Below are 10,938 nucleotides of genomic sequence, written 5' to 3'. Positions count from 1 at the left end.
GTCTACCATTTTAGGTGCTAAAATACACATTGAACAGTCGAGAGTAGGGAATGTTTTATCTAATTGTCCCATTCTTCCACCAATGGTTGGGTTTCTTTCTACCATGTAGGTTTTGAAGCCCATGTCACCTAAATCTAATGCAGTTTGGATACCAGCTACTCCACCACCGATAACTAATGCTTTGTTATCTACTGCTACTTTAGTAGCTTCTAATGGTTCGAGTAATCTTGCTTTAGCTACAGCCATACGTGTTAAGTCTTTAGCTTTTTCGGTAGCTTCTTCAGGTTGGTTCATGTGTACCCAGGAGTCTTGTTCTCTTAAGTTAGCAAATTCAAATAAGAATTTGTTTAATCCTGCTTCTTCTACACATCTACGGAAAGTAGGTTCGTGAAGACGAGGGGAACAAGCTGCTACTACAATTCTGTTTAAGTTTTTCTCTTTGATATCTTCTTGAATCATTGCTTGACCAGGGTCAGAACACATGTATTTGTAATCGGTTGCGTGAACTACACCAGGTAAGGTCTTAGCATATTCAGCTACACTAGGACAGTCTACGACTCCGCCAACGTTTACACCACAGTGACAGACGTAAACACCTATCCTTAATTCTTCGTTATTATTTTCTTCTGCCATTTTATTTTTCTCCTTGTACAAGTCGTGAAAAATATCTAATATATATAAAAATTGCAATTTAAAACAAGTAGTAAAATTTTACATAGTATTAGATATACTAATGTAGTTAACCCACATATTTAAAGCTTTCTAATAAACTATTGGAGTAACCTTTATATACTAGAATATAAAAAGTTTAGTGAAATTAATAAAAAAGTATAAAACACCCAAATTAATCTTAAAAAGCGAAAATAATAAATTATAACTTATTTTAGAAAAAATGAATAATTTAGGTAAGAAAAAATTATAGAAATTTTCGCTATAAAATCATGATAATTATCGGGAGTGTAATCAAAGAGATTACAGTGTTGATTAAAATACAATCTGATGTCAATTCATAATCAAGATTATAAGTAATTGAAAGTAGCAGTGACAACATTCCTGAAGGCATTGCGGCCTCTACTATGGAAACTGTATATTCCAAATTCAAAAGACCTAAAAACGATACAGCCACAAATGCAATAAACGGGAAAAATAACAATTTCATTATTGAAGTAAAGCCAATCATTGCCTTACTTCTTGAAAGACCACTTAAATCAATAGACAAACCCAATGAAATCATTATTAAAGGAATGGCTCCATCCCCTAAATAATTAATGACATTATCAAAAACAGGCCCTATAGGAATATTTAATATATTTAGCCCTAACCCTAATATAATGGCCCATAATGGAGGAAACAAAGCAATTTTACGAATAGCTTTTTTAACTGTGCCTCCGAATTTGATTACCAAAACAAATGAAAGAATTAAAAAAATGCACATAGTAGCAATATCACAAAAAATAGCTCTTAAAAACCCGTCCTGGCCAAAAATTCCTAAAGTTACAGGATATCCCATAAATGCAGTATTAGCGATCATTACAGTAACAAGTACACTCCATAATTTCTTGTCATCATATCCCAATCTTTTCAATATAAAAAATGAAATTAGACCTGTGACAAATGATGAAATTAGAATGACAACTGGCAAAATACCCAATTTAGGAATTAACGATAAATCTGATGAAAACAGTGCTGAAAAAATCATGCACGGCAATAAAATATTCATTACAATTTTATTTAAAGGATTGATGTCTTTTTCTGATAAAAAATCAATGCGCTTAAGGACATATCCTATTGCAATCATTAAAATGATTGATAAAATAGTAACTTCAATTTCATTCATAAATAATAATTAGAATAGCATAATATAAAAAAGTAATTGAAAAAAAAGAAAAGGAAAAATTAGCTAACGATACCTTCGCTAGTAATTTTAAATACACATTCACCTTCAGGCAAATGAGGACTGTCTACTAAACGAGCAATTCTTTTACCAGCCAATCCTTTTTTGAGCCAGATTCTATAAGTAGAAGCGTGACCAAGTACGTGTCCACCAATAGCTTTTGTAGGACTTCCAAAGAATGAATCTGGTTTAGCTTGTACTTGATTAGTTAAAAATACTGCAACATTATAAGTATTAGCAATTTGTTGAAGTGAATGTAAATGTTGATTTAATTTCTGTTGTCTTACAGCTAAAGATTCTCTTCCAACATACTCAGCTCTGAAGTGAGCCATTAAGGAATCAACAATGACCAATTTAACATTAACACCGCTTTGAATAAGCTCATTAATTTTATCAACCATTAAAATTTGGTGAGAAGAGTTGAATGCACGTGCAACATGAATTCTTCCTAAGACTTCTTCCGCATCTAATTCAAATCCTTCTGCAATTTGTCTAATCCTTTCTGGACGGAAAGTGTTTTCAGTATCAACAAATACACAATCCCCATCAAGACCACCAAGCTCTTCAGGCAATTGAACAGTAACGGCTAATTCATGAGAAATTTGACTTTTACCAGATCCGAATTCACCAAATACTTCGGTGATTGATTGGGTTTCAATACCTCCTCCGATTAAATCATTGAATTCTTGACTACCTACAGTAATATGACCAACGTCTTTTCTTCTTTCATCTACTTCTAAAGCTGTTTCAAAAGTAATATTTTCAGCTCTACGTGCTGCTTCAATAACTTTTTCAGCAACACCTTCCCCAATTTCTGCTTTAACAGACAATTCTTTTGGAGTAGCTGTAGCTAATCTCATCATATCAGCAAAACCTGCATCTTTTAATTTTTCTGCTGTTTTTTCACCAACACCAGGTAAATCTGCTAATTCTACCATAATAACCATTCCTTTTTAGTTGTTTAATAATATTTTGATATAATTTTTTTAGGATTTAACCTACTTTCTTCATTATAATCATCAAAGCTCACATTAGCAATAATTTCTACTGTTAAGCCGTTTAAATCTTCAAGTTTATCTTCAATACCCATACCATCATCAATAATAGTAATAACCTCTTCTTTTTCCATTCCAATGAGTTCTTCAGCTAATTTATCAAAAAATGTAGCATGAATTGAACCAGTCTCATCTTCAATTCTAGTAGGTATCATTAATGTGTAATTAGGTTCATCAAATGTGTGTCCACAATTATCACAGACATTCTCTTCAATAGTTGTCTCAACATTGGATCTGCAGTTAGGACATTTTTTAAGAATATTCTTATCTGTACTTACTTCATGTATAACACCAGTGACACAAACATTTGTATCATCTTCTAATAAAGATTCAATTGGTTTTGGCACATAAATCGCTTCTTTCAACTCTTCATAAGTTGGTAAGTTATCGATTTCATTTTCACTAGGTTCTAAAACTGTAGTACCTCTACTGACAACCGCTTCAATACGATTATCCATACCAATATTTATACGAGGATTCTGTAATTTCATTGGCATTCCAATTTCTAAATCCATATTAGCATCATCATTCCATAATACAACTTTGATAGAACCTGTATCATCGGCAATTTCTATATTTCTAACACTGCCAGTGTCACCATTATCCCTCTCAAAGTTACGGATATCATTCAATTCTATAATTCTACCAATTAGAATTACATCACTTTCATCTTCATCAACATCAGAAATTTTTCTATAATCATAAAGAGCTTTTTCTAATGTAGATAATTCTGGAATAAACATTGCAGATGCTTGTTCTTCTGATAATTTAATAAGTCTAGAACCGCCACCAATGTTTAAATCAACATCATACATTCCAAGTCTTGTTCTAGCATTTTCAATTTGGTATGCATCCCCAATATTAAAATCTTCTTGAGCACGTTCATTCCATAAGGATAACTGAACTTTACCAGATTCATCTGCAAAAATTGCTGAACGAACAATACCGACAGAACCGTCATCTCTTTGGAATTCATTAACATCATTTACTGAAATGAATCTGCCGACAATATCTATTTCAACTCCATCTTCATCAATTTCTTCAATATTTCCAATAGGAGTTGGTCTTAATTGTTCTCTTAATTGTTCGAATTCTTCAAATTCTTCTACAGATAAATTTTCAGGATTAATAGTTATTTGAGTATTAAAGTTAGTGTTCATAGAATATCCACTTTGGGTGTATTCATCAAAACGAACATTACCACCGATAATTTTAAGGATATCTCCTTTGTTGATTGGCAATTCTGTATCATCTCCCCAAACAGTTACTCTAATGGATCCGGAAGAATCACCAACATCAAAGTTTCTTAATTTACCTTCGGTATTATCAGATTTTCTTATAAATGTTTTAATATCCTGAAGCCTTACAACAACACCTTTGATAGATACATCACTTTGTTCGCTGAGATTTCCGATTTTAATGAATTCCTGTTCAATTTCAGGAACATCGAAATCACCTTTAATTATTCTTCCATCCCAATGACTTAAAGAAATTTCAGATATGCCATCCATATTTGTTCTTTCACGAGATTGAGCAGCAAGTATTTTTACAGTGTCGCCATCTTCCAACTTCAATTCATCAATTAATTCAACATTTTTATTCCATAATGTGTATGTAATTTTTCCGGTTTTATCCTGTAAATCAATTGATGCGACTTTTCCTTCTTTTCCATTTTTTTCATAACTTCTTACGGTTGGAATTCTAACGATTCTTGCAATAATATTAACTTTAGTGTCAGGTTCAATATCAGCAATATCGGTTATTTTTTCTTCATAAACCGGGAATTTGGAAGGATTGTCTTCTAACCTTACAACAGTTGACCTTGGTCTTAAATTTGCCTCGAGGCCTGAATAACCATCCTTGATATCAACACCTTTAATTTGAATAACATCGCCTTCATTAAATTTCTTTAAAAGAGGCATATTTTGAGTCCAGAAAACTGTTCTCATGGTTCCGGTGTTATCCTGCAATTCCACATTACAGACTTCACCTTTTCCACCTTTACGAGTCTTGAATGATCTTTTATTTGATATAGATATTACTCTTCCATCAATAGTGACATCCTTACTACCTTTTTCCAATTCACTTATTGATTTTACGGCAAACTCAGGTTTTTCGGATAGAACTTCAACTTCTTCATCGATTAATTCACCGACAACCATGTCAGCAAATCCTGAATCATTCATAAACGGATTTGAAGATTCTTGTTTTTTGAATTCTTCCATCCTGGCAAGGAATTCTTCTTCAGTAATTTTATCTTTTACTTTGTTATATTTCTCTAAAAGATCATCAGTCATTACAAATGTTGCATTATCATCAGATTCTACTTCATCACTTTCAATTGAAATTTCGAAAGGTACTTCTTCATTATCCTCACTTGAATCTGTTTTTTCTGCAGAAACTGTTTCAAAATCATTTACACCATGATTTTTTAAAACTTCGCGTGCTAAATCTATTTCATCGACAAAAGTAACACCTTCGAAGTTAGTTTTACTAATTTGGTCCATTTCTGCTAAAAACTCTTCTTGTGAAAGTTGATCTTGAACTTTTTCATATAATTTTAAAATTTCTTCTTGCATACCAAACCCCTCATAGAAAAGTTAATTATTATTTTAAATTAGAATGTATATAAAGTATTAGAGACAGAGCATTTGAAAAGTAATCCACATCAATATTACTAAAAAATTTAATATAAATATTATCAAAATGCACGGATATGAAATTATGAAAAAAAATTAATATGCATTAGGGTTTTTCCTCAATACGGTTTTAATCATTATTCCTAAATCCAAACCCAAGTGCCAATTTTCTACATACTCAATATCATATTCTATACGTTTAGTAATAGAAGTGTCACCACGACATCCATGAATTTGAGCCCAACCGGTCAAACCTGGTTTAACTTGATGTTTAACCATGTATTTTGGAATTGATTTTTTAAATTGCTCAACAAAATATGGTCTCTCAGGCCGAGGCCCCACAACACTCATTTCCCCTTTTAAAACATTGAAGAATTGCGGCAGTTCATCAATACTTGTTCTTCTAATAAAGTCTCCGACCAAAGTTTTTCTTGGGTCATCTTTTGTGGTCCATTCTGATTTCTCCAAACTAGGGTCTTGAACTTTCATACTTCGGAATTTATACATCCGGAAAGGTTTACCATTATGACCAATTCTTTCTTGTTTAAAAATAATAGGTCCCGGAGAAGTTATCTTAACAGCAATTGCAGTAACCAACATAATAGGTGATGTTATAATAATGGCTATAACAGCAATTACATAATCAGATACAGCTTTTACAAACTTATTAAAAGAATCATCTAAAGGAACGTAACGAATATTAATGATTGGAATATCTTCAATCATGTCTACAGATGGTTGTGCTGGAAAATATCTTATATAGTCAGGAATGATTTCCGCTTTAATTCCTACATTTTCACAGCTTTGCACTAGCTCATTAATCTTATAATAATATCTTAAAGGAATTGCCAAAACAACCCTATCAAATCTGTGTCTTTCTAGAATTTTATCCAAATCTTTAAAGGTACCAATGAATCTAACCCCATTTACTGATTTGCCAAGATGTTCGGATCTTCCCAACATTCCTCCAATGGAAAACCCAAGATAAGGATTTTCCTTGATTTTGCGGGCAAATGTAAATGCCAAATCATTATCGCCGACAATGAGAATATGTTTTAAGTTTTTATTGTTGATTCTCATATTGATTAAAACGCTTCTAATAGCAAATCTTTCTATAATTGCTAAAATAGAACAAATAACAGCCAGCAGGAAAAGCATTAATCTGGAAAAGTCAGGCTGGTTAATAATAAATAAAATAGATACTAACGCGAAAAATGCGACAATATTTACTTTGATAATTTGGGTTGCTTCTGAAAAAATGTTTTTATAAGTCCTGCGGGGCTTATATAATCCAAAAGCAAAATATAAAATCAGATAAACTGGAATTACGGCTGTAAACATGAAAAGACCGTAAGTTTCATAACTTAAATGATCTCCAATCGGTCCAAATAAAGTTGTTTCAAATCTTAGCCATATTGAAGCCCATAATGAAAAAATGATGACAGAAACATCGATTAATACTAAAAGGACATTCAATAACCTCTGATTTTCCCTTATCATAATAACTACCTAGAAACTAGTGTTATTATATTATTAAGTACAATACCTTATTTAACTTTTCTTTTTAAATAAATTTAAAAATAGCTTTAAAACGCATAAAACAAAAATTCCAAGGTATACAATGACATTGGTTATAAATAAAGATTCATGAGCATGATGCTTTTTGTAGTATATATACATGGCCCTATAAAATTCATATATTAATTTAGATTTTTGTTTTTTGCTGCTTGCTCCCTTAAAGTGTGTAATTTTTGACTTTCCATAATAGACAATCTTCCATCCGGATTTTTTAATCCTAAAACATAAATCAATATCCTCACCATACATGAAAAAAGTCTCATCCAAAAATCCAACCTCATCAAGTGCATCTTTTCGGATAAACATGAATGCCCCCGTTAGGCAATCTATTTCATACACTTCTCCGTCGGGCAAATTATCTAGATTATAGTTATCATCTTCACTTTTTGTTGGAATATGAAATAACCTGAAAAATGAATTTTTAACATTGGGAAAAGTCCTTTTGCATGCCTTATCCAGTTCACCATTTTCCAAAAGAACCCTGCAGCCGGTTGCACCTACATCAGAATGATTTTCCATGTAATTATAAATATTTTCTAAAGTGTTCTCCCATACGATAGTATCGGAGTTCAAAAGAAGAACATATTTTCCTTTTGCCACTTTTAATGCCTGATTGTTTCCAGCTGCAAATCCCCTATTTTCACTAGATGCAATAAATTTAACCTTATCTTTAAAATATCCCTGCAATTTAGACAGGCTATCATCACCGGAAGCATTATCAACAACAAGAATTTCATAACTAAAAGGACAATCATATTCAAAAATAGAATTTATAGTATTTTTAGTTAATTCAAATGTTTGATAATTCACAATTACAACTGAAAGATCCATGAAACTCAACTATCTATTTTTTTAAGAATTTAAAGGTATTAATTATTAATCTGTACTCAATTTTAAAATAATTTTTTGTATTTTTAGAATTAAATTTTACCTTATTTACTTTATCGTTTCTGGTGTTTAAACCTTCCTTAATTCCAGCTAGATAAATCGGACCAAAACCTTTCTTTAAAAAGAATATGTATTTTATAAAAAAACCCAAGAATAAAAAAATAAAATTTAAAATTTTCAATGGAATTGGAAGATTTTTATAAACAACCCAAACATTATTACGGGCAGCCAATCTCACCTTAAACTCATTATACCTGCTTCCGCTAGTTGCGCTTCCAATATGATAAACAATAGCTTGAGGACATAAGAGATTCACATAACCATTGATTCTGGCCCTGATTGCCAAGTCCACATCTTCCATATATGCAAAAAAATTATCATCAAACAAACCGATTTTCTCTAAAATTGACTTGTTATACAGAGCCGCACCTGCACAGCTTGAAAAAATCTCACAAACATTATTAAATTCTGTTGATTTGTGATTTTCTCCTGTTTTTTTGGTCCAGGCAAGCAAATTATATTCATCCCCAACATCGTCTATAAATTCTTTATTGTCATATTGAAGCATTTTGGCCTGTACGGAAAAGATATTTTCATCGGAAGATATTAACTCTGCTAAAGCTTTAATTGAGCCTTTTTTTATTTCAGTATCATTGTTTAGTGAAAAAACATAACCATATTTTGCTTTTCTTATGCCTTGATTGACTGCAGGAGCAAAACCCAAATTTTCACTGTTTTCAATTAGACAAATTGGAAAATTAAACTGATAACTGTTGATAAGTTCTTTGCTTCCATCATCTGACCCATTGTCAACTATTATAAGTTCTCCAATACACTCATAATCCTGATTGAGAGAATCAAAAAATGTCTTTAAAAATTTTTCACCATTATAGTTTGGAGTTACAACAGAAACCTTCATATTAACCAATTGAATTTTTAAATTTTTTCCATATTTTATAATATATTTTAGGATTTAATAAAAATAATTTAATTTTGAATTTAAATTTGCTATCCCCTTCAAATTTGGACAGTTTTGTGAATAAATCCAACTTTTTCATTTCGGCAATCACTTCATTGAAATCGTATGAATTATAGAAAAAGTAATTCATATTTCCAAAAATTGCCTTAGGAATTCTGGAAGTTATAATCAGATTAGCTAAATCATCCCATCCCTGTCTTTTGTAAAAATCTGCCAAATCTTCAAATATTTTTACAATATCAAAACGTCTGAAATCGGATGTTCTTATTGCTGAATCCTGTCGTTGAATGTAATAATAGGTAACTTCATTTGAAATAGCTATCTTATCACCGTAAGCCAAAGCTTTTAGGGCAAAATGAGTGTCTTCACCATAGATATAATCCTTTGAAAATTTAATGGAATTATTTTTGATTATGTCAGAATTATAGCTCAATTGTACAAAGTTGAATGGAATCTGCATCTTAAGTTCCATTTCTATAAAGTCCTTGGTAGAAATATAGTCTGCAGAATAGTTATAGGGATTGGAAGTTGTTTCACCATCCTTTTTTACCAGTTGTATTAAACTGAAATCGCTTTCACAATTATATAAACTAGACAAATGATTACTTGAAATATAGTCGTCAGCATCGACAAAAACCAAATAATCTCCTGAAGAAACCTCAATACCCTTATTTCTTGCTGAACTTACACCCTGATTTCCCTGATGAATAACAGTGTTTGGAATATCAACATCTTTTAACTTATCACTTATAACTTCCAAGCTATCATCAGTTGATCCGTCATCAATTACAATAATTTCAAAACCGTCAAAATCTTGAGCAATTATCGAATCAAGTGTTGTACCTATATATTCCGAATTATTAAAAACAGGTACTATAACACTAACTTTAATATTATCCATATTACTCACCATTATTTAAAAGAAAATCAACAACTCTTTCAGATGATTTACCGTCGATTACATCAAATTGTGTTCCAAGAAAATCTGACATCTTATACTTATCAAAATCTTTACCTTCAATTGCATTAATCAATTCATCAGAACTGTAAACAAGCTTTCCAGGAACGGTTTTTTCAAAATCATAATAAAAACCTCTTTCACTATTCAGATAATTATCCAAGTCATAAACGAAAAACAATATTGGCTTGTCTAGAATGGCAAATTCAATCATGATGGAGGAATAATCCGTGATTAAAATGTCACTTATCATCATCAGTTCCTGTTCAGACGGATAATCGCTACAGTCCACATAATTCTCACTAGATCCAATATCATCTTGATAAAAATCCTTAATTTTAGGATGTAACCTTAGGGCAAGAACATATTCATCACCCAAAACATCGTTGAACTTTTTTAAATCCAGAAAATCAAAAACATTATTATACTTCTTTTCATCCCTAAAGGTTGGAGCATAAAGAATAATCTTTTTATTGGTGTCAATACCATATCTTTTAGAGAATTCTAACTTGATTTTGTTTAAATCATGATTTTCAAAATAATAATCGATTCTTGGAAGTCCCAAAGGAATAATTTTTTCCTTATCAATTTGAAAAGCCTGCGAATAATAATTCTCAATTTTTTTAGAAGAAGAAATTAGATAATCAGTATTTTTACCAATTTTAGAAAGCATTTCAAGTTCACTTTCACTTGCAACGGACCCCCCAAATTTTTTTGAAGCTCCGGGAGCATGCCACAATTGAACAACTTTAGTTTCATTTTTGAAATTCATAAAAGCAAGTGGGAAAAAGTTATCATTTAAAAATACATATTTGGATGTTGCTAAGGATTTGAAGCTTGAAAATGAAAGTTTATCCTTATAAAAAAAGTTAAAATCAAAATTTCCCCTTTTTTCAAACTCTTTTTTAATATAATCTAAATTACCTTTAAATGATTCTCCTGAATCG

Annotated in this window: 8 protein-coding genes and 1 pseudogene; all 9 read right to left on the bottom strand. The window is 31.2% G+C overall.

Going from position 1 to position 10,938, the window contains the following annotated elements; translation table 11 throughout:
• A pseudogene (locus tag UIB65_RS02685) lies at positions 1 to 633 on the bottom strand (disulfide reductase); the annotation flags it as partial.
• 298 nt (positions 634 to 931) lie between these two features.
• Positions 932 to 1,837, bottom strand: a complete 906-nt coding sequence (locus UIB65_RS02680) for an AEC family transporter (protein WP_330039592.1) — start codon at positions 1,835 to 1,837, stop codon at positions 932 to 934.
• 59 nt (positions 1,838 to 1,896) lie between these two features.
• Positions 1,897 to 2,832: a DNA repair and recombination protein RadA gene (gene radA, locus UIB65_RS02675; RefSeq protein WP_330039591.1), complete on the bottom strand. Its 936-nt coding sequence runs from the start codon at positions 2,830 to 2,832 to the stop codon at positions 1,897 to 1,899.
• 23 nt (positions 2,833 to 2,855) lie between these two features.
• Positions 2,856 to 5,528, bottom strand: coding sequence for an OB-fold nucleic acid binding domain-containing protein (locus UIB65_RS02670; RefSeq protein WP_330039590.1), 2,673 nt, complete (start codon positions 5,526 to 5,528; stop codon positions 2,856 to 2,858).
• 156 nt (positions 5,529 to 5,684) lie between these two features.
• On the bottom strand, positions 5,685 to 7,088 hold the full coding sequence (locus UIB65_RS02665) for an undecaprenyl-phosphate glucose phosphotransferase (RefSeq protein WP_330039589.1): 1,404 nt from the start codon (positions 7,086 to 7,088) through the stop codon (positions 5,685 to 5,687).
• A gap of 51 nt (positions 7,089 to 7,139) precedes the next feature.
• The gene (locus UIB65_RS02660) at positions 7,140 to 7,997 is read right to left on the bottom strand and encodes a glycosyltransferase family 2 protein (protein WP_330039588.1); all 858 of its coding nucleotides are present in this window, start codon (positions 7,995 to 7,997) and stop codon (positions 7,140 to 7,142) included.
• 13 nt (positions 7,998 to 8,010) lie between these two features.
• Positions 8,011 to 8,973, bottom strand: a complete 963-nt coding sequence (locus tag UIB65_RS02655) for a glycosyltransferase family 2 protein (protein ID WP_330039587.1) — start codon at positions 8,971 to 8,973, stop codon at positions 8,011 to 8,013.
• A gap of 1 nt (position 8,974) precedes the next feature.
• The gene (locus tag UIB65_RS02650; RefSeq protein ID WP_330039586.1) at positions 8,975 to 9,934 is read right to left on the bottom strand and encodes a glycosyltransferase family 2 protein; all 960 of its coding nucleotides are present in this window, start codon (positions 9,932 to 9,934) and stop codon (positions 8,975 to 8,977) included.
• 1 nt (position 9,935) lies between these two features.
• On the bottom strand, positions 9,936 to 10,938 hold a 1,003-nt coding region (locus tag UIB65_RS02645), incomplete at its 5' end, for a CDP-glycerol glycerophosphotransferase family protein (RefSeq protein ID WP_330039585.1).

It is taken from the genome of Methanobrevibacter sp. (assembly GCF_036307625.1).
Lineage (GTDB): Archaea > Methanobacteriota > Methanobacteria > Methanobacteriales > Methanobacteriaceae > Methanocatella.
This window is presented reverse-complemented; position numbering and strand designations above follow the sequence as displayed.

Excerpts from the sequence above, each read along its gene's own strand:
- radA (WP_330039591.1), bottom strand. The coding sequence starts at position 2,832 with ATGGTAGAATTAGCAGATTTACCTGGTGTTGGTGAAAAAACAGCAGAA.
- UIB65_RS02650 (WP_330039586.1), bottom strand. The coding sequence starts at position 9,934 with ATGGATAATATTAAAGTTAGTGTTATAGTACCTGTTTTTAATAATTCG.
- UIB65_RS02655 (WP_330039587.1), bottom strand. The coding sequence starts at position 8,973 with ATGAAGGTTTCTGTTGTAACTCCAAACTATAATGGTGAAAAATTTTTA.
- UIB65_RS02670 (WP_330039590.1), bottom strand. The coding sequence starts at position 5,528 with ATGCAAGAAGAAATTTTAAAATTATATGAAAAAGTTCAAGATCAACTT.
- UIB65_RS02680 (WP_330039592.1), bottom strand. The coding sequence starts at position 1,837 with ATGAATGAAATTGAAGTTACTATTTTATCAATCATTTTAATGATTGCA.
- UIB65_RS02660 (WP_330039588.1), bottom strand. The coding sequence starts at position 7,997 with ATGGATCTTTCAGTTGTAATTGTGAATTATCAAACATTTGAATTAACT.
- UIB65_RS02665 (WP_330039589.1), bottom strand. The coding sequence starts at position 7,088 with ATGATAAGGGAAAATCAGAGGTTATTGAATGTCCTTTTAGTATTAATC.